Source organism: Flavobacterium sp. 1 (genome assembly GCF_002797935.1).
In the GTDB taxonomy this organism is placed as follows: domain Bacteria; phylum Bacteroidota; class Bacteroidia; order Flavobacteriales; family Flavobacteriaceae; genus Flavobacterium.
The window spans coordinates 2,145,239-2,164,299 of record NZ_PGER01000001.1; the positions used below are offsets into that span (position 1 = coordinate 2,145,239).

Annotated in this window: 8 protein-coding genes; all 8 read right to left on the reverse strand. The window is 37.7% G+C overall.

The features are described 5' to 3' along the window. Positions 1-86: 86 nt before the first annotated feature. Positions 87-2,540 (reverse strand): polysaccharide lyase family 1 protein, encoded by a 2,454-nt coding sequence (locus CLU83_RS08560; protein ID WP_100431212.1) that lies wholly within the window; start codon positions 2,538-2,540, stop codon positions 87-89. A 6-nt stretch (positions 2,541-2,546) separates the two neighbouring features. Then, the gene (locus CLU83_RS08565; RefSeq protein ID WP_100431213.1) at positions 2,547-4,874 is read right to left on the reverse strand and encodes a DUF5703 domain-containing protein; all 2,328 of its coding nucleotides are present in this window, start codon (positions 4,872-4,874) and stop codon (positions 2,547-2,549) included. Between the two features lie 178 nt (positions 4,875-5,052). Continuing rightward, positions 5,053-6,459, reverse strand: a complete 1,407-nt coding sequence (locus CLU83_RS08570; RefSeq protein ID WP_232727030.1) for a sialate O-acetylesterase — start codon at positions 6,457-6,459, stop codon at positions 5,053-5,055. 257 nt (positions 6,460-6,716) lie between these two features. Continuing rightward, entirely contained in the window at positions 6,717-10,124 is a 3,408-nt protein-coding gene (locus CLU83_RS08575) for a glycosyl hydrolase (protein WP_100431215.1), read from the reverse strand. A gap of 101 nt (positions 10,125-10,225) precedes the next feature. Then, complete coding sequence (locus tag CLU83_RS08580; protein ID WP_232727031.1) at positions 10,226-13,549, reverse strand: glycoside hydrolase family 2 TIM barrel-domain containing protein; 3,324 nt, start codon at positions 13,547-13,549, stop codon at positions 10,226-10,228. 182 nt (positions 13,550-13,731) lie between these two features. Then, positions 13,732-14,853 carry a glycosylase gene (locus CLU83_RS08585; protein ID WP_100431217.1) on the reverse strand — a complete coding sequence of 374 codons (1,122 nt, stop codon included), beginning with the start codon at positions 14,851-14,853 and terminating at the stop codon, positions 13,732-13,734. A 236-nt stretch (positions 14,854-15,089) separates the two neighbouring features. Further along, positions 15,090-16,769: a hypothetical protein gene (locus CLU83_RS08590; protein WP_100431218.1), complete on the reverse strand. Its 1,680-nt coding sequence runs from the start codon at positions 16,767-16,769 to the stop codon at positions 15,090-15,092. Further along, on the reverse strand, positions 16,753-18,957 hold the full coding sequence (locus tag CLU83_RS08595; protein WP_100431219.1) for a family 78 glycoside hydrolase catalytic domain: 2,205 nt from the start codon (positions 18,955-18,957) through the stop codon (positions 16,753-16,755). Before CLU83_RS08595 ends, CLU83_RS08590 begins: the two co-directional genes overlap by 17 nt. Positions 18,958-19,061: the final 104 nt, after the last annotated feature.

Below are 19,061 nucleotides of genomic sequence, written 5' to 3' on the forward strand. Positions count from 1 at the left end.
GCAGAAAAAAAACGGATTTATTTTTCTGTTATCTAGTTTTTCACGCAGATTTAAACAGATTGGAGCAGATTATATTTATTGCTTCTTTATTTTACAAAGAAATTAATTGTACGGCTCATCGAATCTCCATCGGTATCTTTAACAGTAATAGCAAAAGAACCGAATCCTTTTCCGCTTGTCGTAAATTGAATTTCTTTTCCTTTTAAAACTACTTTACCATTTTTAACTTCCGAAAAAGTATAGACTGGCTTTTTCTCATATCCTTTGAAAAAATCTGCAACAGTAAAACTTGTTTTTTCACCAGAACTCACAAAATAATGTGGTTTTGACAACCAATCTAAATATTCGTCCAATTGGGTAAATCCGTCTTTATCGGTATCTGAATTCGCATCCGAAAAATCTCCGGCTTTCGAATTTTCATTCAAGCCATTTGCTTTTTCCCACCAATTTGGTAATCCGTCATGATCCGTATCCCAATCTGCAGGACGAGTTTCAGTAGCGAAATTTGGCCATCCACCAGCATCTGCTTCATTATCAATCATGCCGCCTAAACCGCTTTTGCTTCCTTTATAGGTAAAAGTTCCTTTAAGGGTTTCATCAACAATTCTGTTATCATGTTTATCAAAAAATGGCTGATTCGCTCCCACATCCGAAAGTACATTTTTATAAGCGCCCTTTGCTGTTTGCGTATTTACAAAAGACTCGAAAAATGGTTTTGGCAAAAACACATCATAATCCACAATTGCCTTATTGGATAGTGTAAACTTTCTTCCTTTATCCTGATTTTTTTCATCAAAATAACCAGGCATCACATTTCCATCAAAATAATATTGCTGTTTCCCTTTTCCAACACCTTCAATTTGGGCATTTAGTGCCACAAATATTTTGGCAGAAACACCTGGTTTATAATAATTATTTACAAAATTCACTTCACTCGCTCCTCCATCTGTAGCGCGATGTCCCCAATTGTACACCACATTATTACGAATGTCCAATCGTCCTCCGTAATAGCCATCACCATTCAAACCACCGCCAATACTCCAATTTCTACCTTCATTGTGTGCCAATAAATTATGGTGAAAACTTCCGATATCGCCACCAATCGTAGCCGCATAACCGTGCATTTTTCCAGCTGGATATTTGTCGTGACCCGCAATATTTAAGGCTTCCGAAATTAAAGTTCGTTGTAACGTAATATTATGCGCACCACGAGAACTAAACGATTCGTCGATTGTCCAACTGATCGAACAATGATCAATAATACTAACGTTAGCACCCGTCAGTCCCATTCCGTCAAAAGTCGTTCCACCCCCGATTCTAACTTTTAGAAATCTCACAACTCCGTCATTACCTGTCAATCCAAGAGGTGCTCTACTAATTGTGATTCCTTCACCCGGAGCCGTTTGACCTGCAATGGTGATATATGGTTGGTTCGCCACTAATCGTGAAACCAGTTTTATATTTCCAGACACATTAAAAACAATAGTTCTCGGTCCGATTTCCTGATTGATTGCATCACGCAAACTTCCCGGTCCGTCATCATTTAAATTGGTTACTTCAACCACTTTTCCTCCACGACCACCTAAAGCAAAACGTCCATATCCCTCCGCTCCCGGAAAAGCCAATTGTGCGGGTTTGAATGACCACACATCCCCTAAAGTTACATCGCCTCTGCTATCCACTTCATCCACACGCCAGTAATAGGTTGAACCGCTGTATAAATCGGTATGCGGAAATTGAGTTGCAGTTAGTTTCCCTTTAAATTCTTTCGAAGATTCATTCGCATTGGCAACCGCATTGGCATCTTCTCCAAAATACAATTGATGAGCCACAGCCTTTTTGGAAGCATCCCATTCTAAAACTATTTTTTTATCTAAAGCCACAATGTGCTCGTTCCTATTTTCCGGTTTTGGAGTGCGTGCCTGATTCATTAAATTTGGTGTATCAATTTCAAAACCATTGATTACAATCTGCTTTACAATATCAGGATTAACAGTTGGGTCTATTTCAAAACGAATAATTAAATCTTTACCTTTTTCTGAATTAAAAGTAATATAGGCCATCGTCGCATCGATTTTCGCATTGGCTCTCTGACTTGCATTTACCGTCTCTTCTAATTTTCCGTTCACATAAATTTTGATTGGAGAAAAAGTCTTTCCTGTAATCACATCAAAGGCATTATGAAAAGTCAAAAGCGTATGTTTTCCCTCTTTTAATCCACTGATTTTTAATTCCAAATTTTCAGCTGTGACCAAACCGTCGCTTCCTAATCTGTTGTAATGAGGCGCGTTCATTCCGACTTTATACCATTTTGAAGTAAAGTTTCCTTTCAGTTTGAAGGTTACATTGTTAAATGATTTCTCCGCTTCTTTTTGATCGTTAACCACCCAGGATTCGTAACTGGGATCGTGTACTTCTTCCAGTCTTCTTTGAAAAAAGTCAAAATCGACTTTTACAATTTGTTTGTCGGTATTCTGCGCTTGTCCATTTGCTGTCAAAAGCATTGCCAAAGCAAAAGAACCTACTAATTTCTTTATCATTTTCTTTTAATTTAATTTCATTTTTTCTTCTGTCGATTTATTTAACAGATTGATTATATCTTTTTTCCTTTCTTCAGGAATTACTTTTAAAACTTTCAATTCGCCGTTTACAAGTTCAGCCTCAACGGTGGTATTTTTTGTCGCGTACAATTTGAAATGAACATTCCAGTCTTTTGGCCAAGCCGGAAAAAGATAGATTTTCCCGTTCGCTTCCTGCAAAAGCATTTCCTGCATTCCAATCATTCCTGAACCTCCCCAATTATGGTCGGGAACCCAATCATAACCCGGACCCCAAAAGGCTGGGAATCTTCTATCGGAATTCACCATTTTCAACAAATTGTATTTTTTTGCTTCTTCGGTTAATCCCAAACGGGCCGAAAAAATATTGTCCTGTTTCCAGCCAATATGGCTTCTAAATTTAATCGCATCTGTATCGTATTTCCAGGTATTCAAAGCCGTTTCTAAATCTGGTTTTCCTACGCCGTAAATTCCCCACGGATAAACGGAATACAATTGTGGTACTTCGGAATTATTGATTCGCTCCCAAGATTTCGCCGGAAGCAAAACTTTATGATTTTCAATTTGACCAAAATTTAGAGGTGGAATTCGTTTTTGAAAAGCTTTCAAATATTCCACTTCTTCTTTGGATAATTGTGTTGAAGAAAGATTTAAAAGCTGTTCTGTGATAACCTGCAAAGCAGAAATAGTACTATTAGAATTATTAGCCATTTTATACGTTTCCGCACCCGAGCCTGGAAATAAAATTAATTTTCCATTTCCGTCCAATGTTTTTCTACCTCTTTGTTTCGCTAAATATTGATAATGTTCATCAAAAAATCGAAGACAACTGATGATAAAAGAATTGTATTTCTGAATGTCTTCGCCTGCAAATTCTTTCTGTTGCAACATCATTTGGCAAAACTCAAAAACGGTATCCCATTCGTATTCCAGCCAGGCGTTGTATTCCATTCCCGGATCATAATCAGCTGGACGTTTCCATTCGTATTCGGCTGGATTGGGTAATCCGAAATTTTCCAGTTGTTCTGTAAACGATGCTCCACCGTGTTTCCAATAGACCTGCGAACGCAATTCTGCATTTTTTTGAAGGCTCAAATAATAATCCAATTGCGATTTCATCATATCAAAATCACCGCTTTTTACCATCGGAAAATAAACCAGTCTTTGATTTTGAGCAGTCATTGTTCCACCTCCCCAATTCCTGAAATCAGGAGTAAAATTCAAATCCGGATTAGTAAAAACAGGATCAACTGTAAACAATCCGCCGTTGAATTTGGTTGGATATTTTCCGTATGCATTACAGCCTAGCATATAACGGAACAATTGATAATTCTGCCCAATTTGATAAACAGAATCTTTGGCTGTCGAATTGCTTTTTTGGGTATAAATAAAACTGCGGTTCCAGAAATTATTCCACCATTTTATCGTATTTTTTTCTGCTTGTTTTGATTTGATTTTATAGTCTGAAATTTGATTTTTCAAACCTTTTTTCCAAGTATTTATATCAGATTGATTCGTGTGTAAATGAATTTCCAGAGATTGTTTTTTGGAAGGTTTTATACTCGAAAGACTGAATCCTTTAAAATCTGTATTTTGATATGTCCCTGAATAAGTTCCGTCAGGTTTCAAATTATCGCCAGTCATAAATCCCCCAAAAGTTAGATTCGCCAACGGATTCAGCATTTGATCTTTAACCGATTCCATTCTTTGCTGTTTTACCGCAACATCAAAAACGGTTTGTTGTCTGTTTCTATGATAAAATTGAATACCATTATTTTCAAATGAAATTGAATCTTTGAATGTTACGATTTCTCCTTGTGGCGCCCATTTATACGAATTAGCATTATTTGCTTTTCCTTTGGAATCACGGTTTTTATGACGCCAGCTTTCATAAGAAGCCGTCATTTTCACAGGCGTTTTACTTTCCAAATCCAAATGAATTACGGGTTTAAAAACATCTACCCAAAGTTTGATTTTAGTATCCTTCTGCCCAATCGAAATATAACCGTCTTTCAAAACCAATTCTTGTTTAAAACCTTCGTTATCCTTAAATGGATTTGGTGTTAACGTAACTTTTAGACGACCTAATTTCAATAAAGTATTATGCTCATCAAAAGTGCCAGATCGGGAAAAATAAAAGTACAAATCGCCTTTTTCTACCCAGACATTCAAACCAATATCGCCACCTCCCAAAGGCATAGATTCTGATGAATTGTTACTTTGCGTATTCCAGATTTGATTGTAATTTTCGAGCACGGGAATTTGCGCTTTAACTAAAAGCGTGAAAAAGAAAAATATGTAAATTGTATATTTCAAACTTATTATTTTTTTATTTTATTGTTCTAACTATGTCATTTCGACGTAAGGAGAAATCACACTAGTAATTCGACAAAGATTGGCGCTTTTAGGAACGGAGTTTCGTGTGTGATTTCTCCTTACGTCGAAATGACAAAAAACTTATATAATCTTATATCACTTATATGGTTTAAAAAAACTACCATTCATCCGTCCTAAAAGACGAAATTGGCAAACCACCACCACTAAACAATTCTGCCTTTACAAAATCTTTAAACAAATAACGAATCGCTACTGGTTTGGCAACTTTATCAGAAGTCAAAACCACCGATTTTCTACGAACAACCGTTTTTGCTGGATAGAAAATCTTATCTTCTCCCGCCAATTCAAAACCGGTAACTTCTTTGTCATACGAGGTTATTCCGTTTTCAACATTATCAAAAGAAACGGTTACTGAACCATCTTTTATTTCCATCGATTTGTATTTTGGACTTTCAAATTCGAAGCCTTCAATCCCGTAGGTTTTTGCCAAAGCCTGAAAAGCCAGTCGGTTTCCGCCTTTTTCTTTGTCCATTGGGTGAATATTATTTTCTTCGCCGACGTCCATCAAAACCGCCATTCCTGAATTCGGAATTTCCTTCGAAGCTTTCAATTGTGCTTCTCTCAAATAAGCCGAATTATATTTCTCCAGATTGTCTTTTGGATGAAATTGCGCATAATTAAACGGAGCAATTTGCGCATAGTAAAAAGGAAAATCCCCTTGCTTCCACAAGCCTCTCCAACTGCTGACCATTTTTTTCATCAAAGCCGTATATTCAGAAGCTCTTTCATAATTCGACTCGCCTTGGTACCAGATACAGCCTTTGATTCCGTAACCAATCACAGGTGAAAGCATTCCGTTAAACAAAGTCGTTGGTACACGATTGGAGTCTTTTACCAATTCTTCTTTTGTTGTTGGAATTTTGGCACTTGCAAAATCTTTCAGCATTTCCTGATTCATCCAGGCTTCCATACTTGAGCCTCCGTATGAAACATGAATTAATCCCACCGGAACATCTAAAACTTCCTGTAAAAGCGATCCGAAATACCAAGCTGTCGCACTAAAATTAGTCGTAGATTTTGGAGAGGCCGTTTCCCATTTTCCTTCGAAATCATCTTTAGGTTCTAAAACTGTCGCTCTTGGAATTGTAATTAAACGGATCTTATTATTGGTGGATCTGACAATGATTTCGTTGCCGTTTTTTACTGGCTGACCCTGAAAACCTTTCAAAGGCATTTCCATATTCGACTGACCAGAACACAGCCAAACTTCGCCAATCAAAACGTTTTTTATCGCAATAGTTTCCTTTCCCTGATTGACTTCAATCATAAACGGACCCCCTGCAACCGGAGTCTGCAATTCCACTCTCCATTTCCCCTGACTGTCGGATTTGGTTTTGTAGATTTTAGAATTCCACGATGTTTTTACACTCACGTTTTCATTCTTATCCGCCCAGCCCCACATCGGTGCGTTCGACTTTTGCTGTAGCATCATATTATCCGAAAAGAGTGCCGGTAATTTGATTTTTGCATTGATTTGGAAACTTCCCATCAAACATAAAATCACAACAATACATTTTTTTTATTTCTCATTTTTTTTATTTTAATCTATATTTCAACGGATTAAAATCCGTTGAAATAATATGAATTGTTCCTACTATTCATCGGGTTAAAACCCGACGCTACAATATGAATCGTTCCTACGGAACTCTGACATTATGTACTAGAGCCATCGGCTCGAAACATTTTGTAAGGCTGGACTTTAGTCCAGTTTATAAAGCTAAACACGATAAAAAAGAGCCGTAGGCTCGGTACATATTATATCTATTTCTCTTTTACAATCGTAACCGGCCCCAATAATCCTGCTTTCAGCAATGGCTCTCCTTCCAATCTAAAAGAAGCTGTTGTCCACGTTAACCTTTCTTCTTTTGGTAATTTTTCATCGCCAATTAATCGGTTTGCCCAGGTATTTGTAACTTTAATTTCTATAGTGTTTTTCCCTTTTTTTAAAGCTTCTGAAATGTCTGCTTTGTATGGAAATGTCCAGATTGTTCCGCAGTTGATTCCATTTACGGTTACTTCGGCAATATTGGCAATTGTACCTAAGTCGAGCCAAATTTTATCGTTGGTTTTTCCTTTCCAGATAAGGTCTTTTTTATAAACTACCGCACCTGAATAATATTTAATCTGATCATTTGTTGAAGTACTCCAATCAAAAAGCTTGTTGATTTTTATAACTTCTTTCGGGCCTTTATATTCAGAATCAAATTGCAACTCCCAGTTTTCATCTAAAGTCTGAACCGTTTCAAATTCTGAATTATTCTGTGTTCCTTTAACAGAAACCATTTCGGTTTTATCTTTAAAAATCACAAAACCTGATTCATTTTCAGCTAATGAAATTGTAGCAATCGTTCTTCCGTTTTCGATTTTCCAGTTATTTAAAACAATAGTTTTATCCGTTACAGGATTGTACCATTCAGGAATTTTTCCAGTAATTCTAAACGATACTTCAACTTGTCTTTTTTGTTCTTTTTGATTAGAAATAAAATAGATATCCTCTGTTTCAGATTTTCGGTGAGTCCAGGCAATTGTTTCCGAATCGGTTCTGTTTAATTTTGGAAAATAAACATCTTGTTCGATTCCAATGGAGGTAAAATCATTTCCTACATACGGAAGTTTAATTATAGTTCCTTTTCCTATTTTCCACAACGACGCATTCAATTTATTGTTCCAAATTTCATCAATTACATTTTGCCATTTTTTTTGATCGGTTTCTGATTGCATTCCGGGTTGTAAATCTGGTTTTTCATCAACAAAAACAGTTGCTCCTTCTTTTACCAATTCCAATATTTTTTCGGCTACAGCCAAAGACATCATTTTATTCGGCGCCATTTTATGACTTCCCGGAAATAGCAAAATTCCATATTCGATACTGTTGCTGAAAACTATCTTTCCGTTTTCAACTTTAGCACTATTTAGTAAAACATCAGCGTTGAACGAATCGTATTGATAACCGTTCATTGCGTTTGTCCATTGTGACAAATCGGTTGAATTTTTAGAAGAAGTGACTTCTTTTGGAATTTTGATGCTTGGCTGACCTTCATTTTTCAATCGAATGGCTTCACTTTCCAGACGTTCTTTTCCAAAAATATTCGGAATAAACGGCACTAAACGATCCGGAAGCACTGAACGTGACGGTAAATCTTCACCAATAAAAACCGCCAAATCAATAACCGGTTTTCCTTTTTGCAATTGAAACTGTACTCGCTGGCAATAATCTACCCAGGCTTTTCCGGGTTTCCACCAAGTTTGGTCTTTTTGAAAATAAGAACCAACACCGTCTAAAGTCATTCCGGGTTTTCTGTCCGTCCACGGATTGTGTACAAAAACGTGGTAGAAAAATCGGTTGATTCCAAGAGCATAATTCCGGTCTGCTAAAGTTTTTAGATTTCCCGGATGTTCATCCCAATCCATTTTCAATTCCGTAAAAGCTTCCGCCTGAATAATATCTTTTCCGTAAATATGTCCTCCCGAAATCGCATCGAGTATATCATTTGGTTTGTCGTGCGTTGGACTTTTCAGCCAAAATTCTCCACTCGGATAATCGATGTGTTTAAAATGTAAAAGTCCGTCGCTCATCATCGTTGGCGCCACATTTTCGGAGCTGAATTTCACTCTTGCTTTTTTAGCTTCATCAGCCAGCGTGCCGAAAAAATTATCACAAACCAATTCTGCAATAGTTTTTCTTATATCATAAAGTGCTTTCTCCGAAGTTTCAATATCATTTAAAGGAATCCCAGCCATAACCGGCAAATAATCTAGAACATCATAGCCTCTGCGTTTTTTAAATTCCTCCTGAAAAACGGGTGACCAGTTTTGGCTCCCACATTCCCAGCTATCGATATGCAAGATTTTAACGACTTTGGATGCCAGTTCAGGCCCTGCAGTTCTCAACATTTCGCCAAACCAATGATCCAGTTGAAAACGGACTGCTTCGGCATTAAACTTATCCACCTCCAATCCTCTTCCTGCACCTGCAGTAGCATTTTCGTGACCAGTTGACGTATGTCCAAAACGAATAATTCTCCAATTTCCTTTTGAAGGAGCTTTCCAATTCAGAATACCTTTTTCGTCAACAAACTTGGAAACATTAATCATTTTTGACTGGTCAACACAATCAGTTTTTCCGATTTGTTCAGTCGAAGTTTGCGGGCTCAAACGCCAAATAGCTCCTGATTTTCCCTGGTAATTATCTATCAAAGGCTCGTTTGACAAATAGATTTTAGCAACTTTCAATCCCTGATTCCATTTGGCAGGATCTAAATCTTCTGCTCCTGGTTCACTACCTTCGGGATCATAAACGAATCTGAAATATTTGGCTTTTGTCGGAACGATGCTGTGTGTGTAAAATGCATCAACGTCCTGCCAACCGTGACGAGGCGTTGTCAATCGACCAAGACTTTTAAAGTTTACGCCGTCATCACTCACTTCAATTAGTAAACGATGCGCCTGATAATTATTTCCTTTGGTTTCTATTTGAATGGATTTGCACAAAAACGGCTGATCAAATTCGTATTGAACCCATCCTTTTTCTTTCAATCTAAATTGATCTTCTTTTTTTGAATCACTCAAAAATGAAGCATCAAAATCGACAAGTGTAGAAGTGATTTTTGGACGATTTTGATTGGATGTGATGTAACTTTCCTTAATGGGAATGGCAAACACAGCAATATCTTTATAATAATCTTTGTAATGATTTGGCACTGGTAATTGCAGATTTTTGAAGTTATTCCCACTTACAGTAACATCTGCCCAAACCACTTTTTGCATCGACATTTCGGGTGTAATCCAGGGTCCTCCCGCAACGGCAAAACCATCGGCAGGATGAAATGCGATTTTTACACCCAATCGGTCTGCTTCGGTTAAGGCAAAATGTACCAAATCCCAAAATTCTTTGCTCAACTGCAAAACCGGTGGATCCATCAATGGCGGATTTGCCGGACCTTTAATCGTCATTAAATAAGCACCTCCAATTCCGGCTTGTTTCATCGCTTCCAAATCGGCTGTTATGCCAGGTTTTGAATACGCGCTTTGCATCCAATACCAATACACCCAAGGTCTTGAGGTTTCGATTGTAGGCTGAAACAAAGTATTTTCTTTTTTATGGACTTCCTGTGCGGAAACGTATCCCACAAAAAGTAATATAAAAAAGAACTGTGTTTTTTGAAACATTACTTATTAAACTTTTGTAAAATCTCCAGGATCTGCCAAATCTGCGTGCTATAATTTTTTCACGCAGATTTGGCAGATTTAGCAGATTATTTTGATTTTTACTAATATTTAAACTTCTTCAAACTACTTTCCAGTTCATCTTTTGAACCTGTAAAAGGAATCAAATAAAAACTATACTGATAATCTCCTGACTTAATTTGATATTGTTCCAAAGGCTGTGCGACTAATGTCCAGCTATCGTTTCCTCCCACTCCCATTTGGATTAAATCAATATTCACTGTCAAAAATCCGGGGTCTTTTAATTCGTAAGTATGCGTCGCTGAACTCAGATTTTCTTGGGTATACGGCCACACACTCGTACTTAAAACTTTGGTATCATTAACGACCAAAAATCCTTTGTTTTTTTGTGGAGTGGTCAAAGCCATCCATCTCACTTCGGTTCTGTTTCCGTTTTCTTGTGGTTTTACGTAATGCTCGATAAAATCATTAATCGGCAGTGAATATTTCCCAACAAACGAGCCAAAACTTCTGTCGTTATAATTTTCCAGTTCTCCTTTTCCGTACCACGAAATCTGGTCGAACTTTCTTTGAACTCCCATTTGCATTCCAATTTTCGGGATGTTTGGTAATTTATTCGATGCTTTCAAACTGTAATCTACTTTTATAGTTCCATCTGGTTTGATGTTGTAAACCACATTTACACTCGCGCTGTCTTTTATAATTTCGTAATCGCTGGTGATTTTAATTTCCTCATTTGACTGATCCATTTTGATATTCGTCAATTTTGGTTTTGCTTTGTACCATTGTTTCAAAAGCTTTTGTGATTTCCATCCTCGCTTGTCATTATCCGTAAGTGGTCTCACGAAATTTGGAAGCAAAGGTGCAAAAACCTGTTCTTCTCCGTTGAAAATGTACGAACTCAAGGCTCCGTTTACTTTATTTATTTTTATATCGAAAGCTTTTCCTTTGATGTTGAAATCGGAATCTGATTCGGAAATATTTACATTTCCTTTTTTAGTTTCTAAAACAAGATCTTTCTTTTTCAGCAGAAATTGATCTTCCGCGACAGCGTAACCTTTAGAAGCCCATAGCTCGTCTTTCGAAAGTTGGAATTCGATATTCAAAATGTATTCGGCATCAGATTTCATTTTTGGCAAATATGGATTTACGTTCAATATCGTAGATTGTCCTGCTTCTAAATTGAAAGGTTTTAAAATCTGCGTTTTGATGACATTTCCGTTTTCTAAAATTTTCAAAACCGGAGTATAATCGGCTAAAGATTTTACAGCACTGCGGTTGTTTATTTCTAATTGATTGCCATCTTTCAGCGTTGAAGTTGCTGGCTGATACACCCATTTATTCTCAAAAATAGAACCTTTTGGTTTTCCGTTGGAATCGACAATTCCTTTAGTGTTGAAATTTCCATCGTGGTATCTTTCGCCGAAATCTCCACCGTGGGCGAAATAATTCTGACCTGATCGTGAGTCGAATTTTACCAATCCCTGATCTTTAAATTCCCAGATACAGCCTCCAATAACTCTTGGAAGAGAACGGAATTCATCCCACAATTCTTTTAAATTTCCAACAGAATTTCCCATTGCGTGCGAGTATTCTACAAAAATAATTGGTCGGGTATCTTTCTTTTGATCAACTAAAAATTTAGGCGTAAAAACTCCCGGATAAAATCGGCTGACCATATCGACATAAGGTTCGTCCTGCGGATTTTCAAATCGATACGCATGGTCTATTGTTTTTGGATATTTTGGATCAAGCGGATCAATATAACCGTCCAATTTCGGATTTCCCTGCGCCGGTTCATAATGTACGGGACGAGTTAAGTCGAAATCGTGAACCCAACCCGCCATTGCCGAATGGTTTGGTCCTTTTCCCCCTTCGTTACCCAAACTCCACATCACAACGGATGGATGGTTTTTGTCTCTTTCGACCATTCGGGTCATACGCTCCAAATAAGCGTTTGTCCATTTTGGATCGTTCGCTAATTTTCCACCGATTCCGTGCGTTTCCTGATCGGCTTCGTCCATCACCATAATTCCGTATTGATCGCACAATTCATAAAAATACGGATCGTTTGGATAGTGACTGGTACGAATAAAATTAAAGTTAAACTTCTTAATCGTCGTAATATCTTGTTTGATATCATCTCGGTTTAAGGCTTTTCCTCGAATTGGATTATGGTCGTGACGGTTGATGCCATACACATACGTTTCTTTTCCGTTGATTAACATTTTACCGTTTTCTTTCGAAAATTCTATCGAACGAAAACCAACTTTACAGCTTTTAGCTTCGGTAATATTGCCATTTTTATCTTTTATGGAAACGACCAAAGTGTATAAACTCGGTTCTTCTGAACTCCATTTCTTTGGATTTTTGATGGTCTCCTGAAACATTCCAAAACGAACATTATCCAGACGTGGATAACTTTCGTTAATCATATCGATCACCGGTTTTTGAAGTGGTTCTTTGAACATTGCCACATTATTAGCATCATACAACTGAACATTAAAAATATAATCTTTGATTTTTTCTCCTGTCAGATTCTCCACTTTTGGACGCAGTTTAAAAATCGCATCTGTGTATTGTTTGTCTAATTTGGTTTGAACAAAGAAATCCTGAATGCGTAATTTTGGCTCTGCCATAATAAAAACTTCACGCTGGATTCCGCTCACGCGCCAATGATCCTGATCTTCGAGATATGAACCGTCTGCCCAACGAATGACCTGAACGGAAACTACATTTTCTCCCTCTTTCAAATAAGGCGTAATATCAAATTCGGATGGTAAACAACTGTCTTCTCCATAACCCAAAAACTCTCCGTTCAGCCAAACCTGAAAACCGGAACTCACACCTCCAAAATGCAATGTCACCGTCATATCATTCCAGTTTGCAGGAACTGTAAAACTGCGCTGGTACGAACCGATTCCGTTATAATCTTTAGGAATATAAGGCGGATTTATTGGTCGAAACGGATAAACGGCACTTTTGTAAATAGGGTTATCATAACCTTTCATTTCCCAGTTGGAAGGGACTTCTATTTTATCCCAGCCTGAAACGGTAGTTTTATAAAAATCTTTGGAAGCTTTTTCAAGATTCACAGCATATTTAAAATTCCAATCGCCGTTCAGCATTTGGATTCGGCTTTTGGTTCTGTCGCCTTTTAAGGCATCTTCGATATTGGTGTACGAATACGCCGTTGCTCTTGAAGGCTGTCTGTTGATGCTTGTTACCGTTGGATCTTCCCACGGAGCGAACTCGTATTTTTTGTGTAATTCTGGAATTCCTGCAGGTTCTCCGGTTACGGATTGCGCGTATGTAGTGGAGATTGTGAGAAATAAAATTACAGTCAAAAAGTCGAAAGTCGAAAGTCGAAAGTTGAAAAATTGGGGAATATGATTTGACTTAAACATTGATTTATATTTTTTAGTTTTTTGTCATTCCGACGAAGGAGGAATCTCCGTAAGAAGCTCTACAAAGTATTTCTTCACTTTGTGGAATATTGTCGCGGAGATTTCTCGTTCCTCGAAATGACAAACTGTGTCTTATTTATTTTGTGGTTATCAAACCTATCAGGTCTAAAACGCACTATATCTTAATTCTTTTTAACCTTCTCCGGCGGAGCCACAAAATTCGTTTCGCTTTTACCTAAATCTTTCGAAGTTGCTACTGCAATTCCTCTTTGTTCTGCTTTGTTTACCGCACAATAAAAGTGATATACGACTCCGTTGTGTTTTACGACAAATGATTTATGTGCAAATAAATCGTCGTAAGGCTCTGATGATTTAATTAAATCTTCGCCTTTCCAGTCGGTCCAGTTTTGCAAATCATTCGAAACGGCAAAACGGTTAAAAGCGCCCGGTTTCCAAAACGCGCCGAAGTAAAACATCACCCAGGTATCATTGATTCTCTGAATAAAAGCATCACCTGTAATTCCTTTATGGTTGTTTAATACCGGATTTTTTCCGAAACGTTTCCAGGTTTTCATATCGTCAGAAACTGCCATTCCAATTCGTTCTGCACCTTTTTGTGGTTTCAAACTATCACCTCTTGCGTTGTAGTACATAACAAAATTATGTCCAGTCAATTTATCTTTATCACGAATTACACTGTTTTTGTACATCGTGCTGTTGTCCCACCAGCTTACATCTTTGTCTTTTGGCGTTAAAACCGGGTTTTCCAGTCTTTGAAACTCATGAGGTTTTGTCGGTGATTCTTTCGTATAAGCCATTCCGATTGACAACACTCCCGCTTCGTATCCTTTACTGTCTCCGCCAAAATAACTCATCCAGTATTTGTCATCGTATTTTTCCCATTCGTAACTTCCGCCCCAGGTTGGGTCTTGTAGTGAAATATATCCCGCTTTTTGGTTCACATCCCAGTGTTTTTCATTTTCCGAAAAGGACATTACTTTTCCTAAGTGTTTCCAATGCAATAAATCATCGCTTTCGGCCAGCCAGGTTTCGTAACCTCTTCCGTCATAAATCAAATAGGTCATAAACCATTTTCCGTCTTTTCTGAAAACACTCGGGCAGTCCATTTTATAGGAGTTGTCCGTTGGCACCATCACCAATCCGTATTTGTAAGGCGTTTTGATTTCGTTGTAAATCTCCTGCATTACGGCTTCGTTAATTTCTCTTTTCTTGAATTTGGTGGCACAACTTGCGATTAACAAAGCTGTGATTCCAATTACGAGATATTGTATTCTATTTTTCATTTCAAATTTAATTTGCTTCAATGGAACGCGGATTAAACTGATTTTCGTGGATTTTCGCGGATTTTTTTCTTTAATCTATCAACATAAAATCTGCTAAATCTGCGTGCTAATTTTTTCTATTTTTTTTCACGCAGATTTAAAAGGATTTTTGCAGATTTTTATTATTTTGAATTATTAAAATCCGTTTTAATCCGCGTCTTTACGAAGTAAATCCGTGTAATCCGCGTTCAATCTTTTTATTTCAATTCTTTCAATCGGGATTCCATTACCTCTTTGTTCAATTTCACTTTTACCATTCCTGTTGGGTGAAATCTTTTTTTCAGATCGATGGCGTTGTACACGATGGTATAAACGTCATTTTCTTCCGGAATTAAACAGAGTGGCGTTCGCATAATATCCCACCATTTATCAACTTTGGTTTCTATGGGCAGATAGTGTGCTTCTCCCCAATTGATTCCGTCTTTCGAAAGTGAATATCCAATCATATTTGGTAAATGATGTCCCCAGCCTTCAGGACCTCCATCAAAAATAGCGATGTACAAACCGTTTGGCAACTGACTCACAATCGGATTCTCAACAAATTGCGGATGGATTGTTTTTATCGGTTCCAAACCTTTGTTTAAGCGTTTCCACGGACCTTCGAGACTATTTGATTCTGCCAATGCCACAAACCAGCCTTTCCCTGATTTCCTCGGATAATCTGCCCAGGAAGCAAATGGATAGGCTCCGCTGTAAAATCCGAAATATTTATCTCCAACTTTATACGGAAAAAAAGAAGCTACTCCCTGACGTCCTTCCCAAGGCTGAGAATCCAAACCCGGTTCCATAATGATGCCCATATCTTTGTACGGTCCGCCAATTCCATTGATACCTTCGACAATGGATTCACAACGCCAGATTCTTCCGAAAGAGTGATTCGGTTCTATTTCTTTGTGAACGGTGTAGGCTAAATAATAGCCGTACCATTTGTTTGCTTTTTCATTAAAAACCGGCATATACGACCAAATTGCCGAACGTCGGTCGTTCATCGGATTATCGTCTTCGGTAACGGCATAAACACCGCTGGCCTGATAAATCGTTGATTCTCTTTTCCAGTGAATGGCATCTTTACTCGTCCAATGTCCGATTTTAGTTTTGACACGATCGTAATAATAGTCGACTCCTTTTTCACCTGCTCTTTCGGTTGGAAACATATGATAAGTATCGTCTACTTTCACTACTCTTCCACCTTCAAAACCTCCCTGAATATCTTCGGTTCCGGGCATTCCTTCGTCAATCACGGCTTTGTTTTCTCCGCCTATGATTTCGAAAAGCGGTTTCTCATCTGAGAATCCTTCAACTATATATGTTGGATTCCATAGTTTTCCGTCCGGGAGTTCTGCATTTTTGAATTCCAGTTTTTGAGAAGCTTTTACCACTCCTAAAATGGCGAATAATCCTTTTCCCGGATTAATGGTTTGTGTTCCATTTGGATACGCAATCGCATAAACATTTACTGGCGCTAAACCGGTAACCGTAACTCCGTTTTTAAGAATCAGAGTGCCGTTTTCTATTGCATTTGATTGGAGGTATTCTTTGTTATTAGCTTCCTGAAATACGCCAATTAAAACCTGAACCGGTTCTTTGAATTTTAGTTTTAAAGGTGCATTTGTTCCGTTTTTATATGTTGATAAAGGAAGTTCAACTCCTGTTAATCCTTGCAATTCGGGAACAAGTCGAACAATATTGTGTTTGCTCCCCGAAAATACGTGAGCATATTGAGTTGTTTTGAATGTTTTGTAATTCGAATTTACAACTTCAAAAGAAGCTGATTGCCAAGCCGAATTTTTTACGGCATCCATTTTTTGGCCTTGACCCGAAAACTGAAAGACCAAAATCAACAATAAACCTAATATGTATTTATTTTTTTGTATCATTTTTTAAAGCTTTATAGCTGATTTGATAATCCACATTCGGTTGGACCGTCAATTGGTATTTATTTTTGGCCAATTCCGTAATCGTTCCCGAATTGGTTTTAGGCTTACTTTGACTTTCGAAAACCAATTTCCCTTCGCCTTCGGATGCTTTTACTTTAATTTCTTTGGTACTGCAATATACGCTTACTTCTCCTTTTGGCGTTGGCACTTTTCCTTCCATCCATTCCAAACCACCAAGATTTGGTTTGATTTCATATTCGGAATAACCCGGTTTCAAAGGTTTTACTCCTAAATAATATTTTCCCAACAAATAAATCGGGCTCGCACCCCAAGCGTGACAAAGACTTTTCCCAAATTCTCTTCCGTACATCGCCAAATGTTCTGCTCCTTTTTTATTCGGATTGTATTCTTCCCAAAATGTTGTAGCACCCAAATTCAGCATTCCGCCCCAATAGTCTTTCATTTGTTTCAACACATAACCCTGTTCACCCATCGCACACAAGGATTCCAACTCGTAGAAACGCATATAAGGCGTGGTGATTTTTTGAATTTTATCATTCAACAACACCGAAGATTTAACCTGTTGTTTTTGTGCTTCGCTAAAATAATCAAAGAAAATGGCAAACATATTGGCATAACGTGTTACGTTTTCGGTTTGTTTTCCATCGACAAAACTGTGTACCAAAGCTCCTTTTTCGGGATTCCAATATTTGTCGAAAATCTTGGTTTTCATTTGAGCACCCAAATCTTTGTATTTAACCGAACCCGCATCGTCACCCGCAATTTTGGCACAAGTCGTCATCGCTTCAAGGCTTCGAGCCAATAATAATTGTTCGAAACTTACTTCGCCTTTTTTGCTCAAACCATCTGCCCAATCGATAAAAATCCAATCGCCCGACATTCCCTGCATCATTCCGTTTTCATTTCTTCGCGATAGGCAATATTCCATCAAGGATTGCATTCTTGGATAAAATTGTTTGATAAAAGTGGTGTCGCCCGTGTATTGGTAATAGTCGTAAATCCCCAAGAACCAATAAAAAGTATAATCCATAATGGTATTGATGTGCGCCGTAACCGGGTCTTTTCCTCTCAAAGCCAATAAGGTTCTTTCGACAGTCGGCGAATCATTCGTCAAATAATAATTCATCAAATAACTTTGGTACGCATCACCCGACCAAACCCAACGGTCTCTTTTGATTCCGTCGATAAAAAACTCTCTCGTATTCAGATGAAACGTGTATTTCGCCACATCATAAATTTCATTGATTTGATTGTCCGAACATCGGAAACCGCCTTGGTCTTTGACATCGGCATATTCGTATAACATATTTACGGAACCAATAGTCACTCCCGAAGAAGGTACAATCTGCACATAACGGAACGCTTTGGAAAGTGCCATCGTTTGGTCCTTTGGCGAAGCATTATCCACTTCGATGTAATCCAAAGTCATACAATTGTCTTTGGAAAGTGCTTCTTCTTTGGACTCTCCGTAATAAATATTTACCGTTCCTTTGCCTTGCAATGCATTCAATTTGATGAAACCAAAAGTCTCTTTGCCAAAATCATACAAACTCCCATCATCTGATTTCACGACACTTACCGCATCCATTTTTTTGACTGGCAAGGCAAATTTGGACGGTGAATTATTGGCATCGTTCAAATTCCAAGAACCTGCCAACAGCCAAGTCGTTCCTGATTGGTCTGAGGTTTTACCTGTTTCGTCAATCCATTCCTTATCTTCAAATGTAACTAGCCAAGTATTGTCCGATTTAACGGTTTTTCCATTAATGAAAATCGCAGGAACCGAAACCTGATTATAGACTTTTAAACTCAATTTGTGCTTTCCGGCAGGCATTGTAAATTTCTTTGGAAAACCAAATAAAGCCTGACCGTCAATTTTAATATTATAAGTTCCTTCGACCGCAATGGCTACTTCTTCTGGACTTGTCAAATTAAAATCTTTATGAAAATCAATCAAATTATAAAAGGTGTCCATTTTCCAAAAAACAGGAAAAAAGGAACCTCTATCAGTTCGACGGTTTTGCATTTGATTCGCCAAATTGATTTCGAAATCACCGGGATACCAAATCCAAGTCGCAGGCTTATTTTCCTGAGCATTCATAAAAGAAGAAGAAAACAAAACAATAAAAACAACTAATTTTTTAAAATTCAGAAAACGATTTCGCATAAAAATATATTTTGGCAATAAAGATAAGTGTTGTTTTTACATTTTACATCCTGTACTATCCTGTACTATGCTGAAATAAAAAAATGCTCCCGATTTTGGGAGCA

Excerpts from the sequence above, each read along its gene's own strand:
- CLU83_RS08580 (WP_232727031.1), bottom strand. The coding sequence starts at position 13,549 with ATGTTTAAGTCAAATCATATTCCCCAATTTTTCAACTTTCGACTTTCG.
- CLU83_RS08560 (WP_100431212.1), bottom strand. The coding sequence starts at position 2,540 with ATGATAAAGAAATTAGTAGGTTCTTTTGCTTTGGCAATGCTTTTGACA.
- CLU83_RS08590 (WP_100431218.1), bottom strand. The coding sequence starts at position 16,769 with ATGATACAAAAAAATAAATACATATTAGGTTTATTGTTGATTTTGGTC.
- CLU83_RS08575 (WP_100431215.1), bottom strand. The coding sequence starts at position 10,124 with ATGTTTCAAAAAACACAGTTCTTTTTTATATTACTTTTTGTGGGATAC.
- CLU83_RS08595 (WP_100431219.1), bottom strand. The coding sequence starts at position 18,957 with ATGCGAAATCGTTTTCTGAATTTTAAAAAATTAGTTGTTTTTATTGTT.
- CLU83_RS08585 (WP_100431217.1), bottom strand. The coding sequence starts at position 14,853 with ATGAAAAATAGAATACAATATCTCGTAATTGGAATCACAGCTTTGTTA.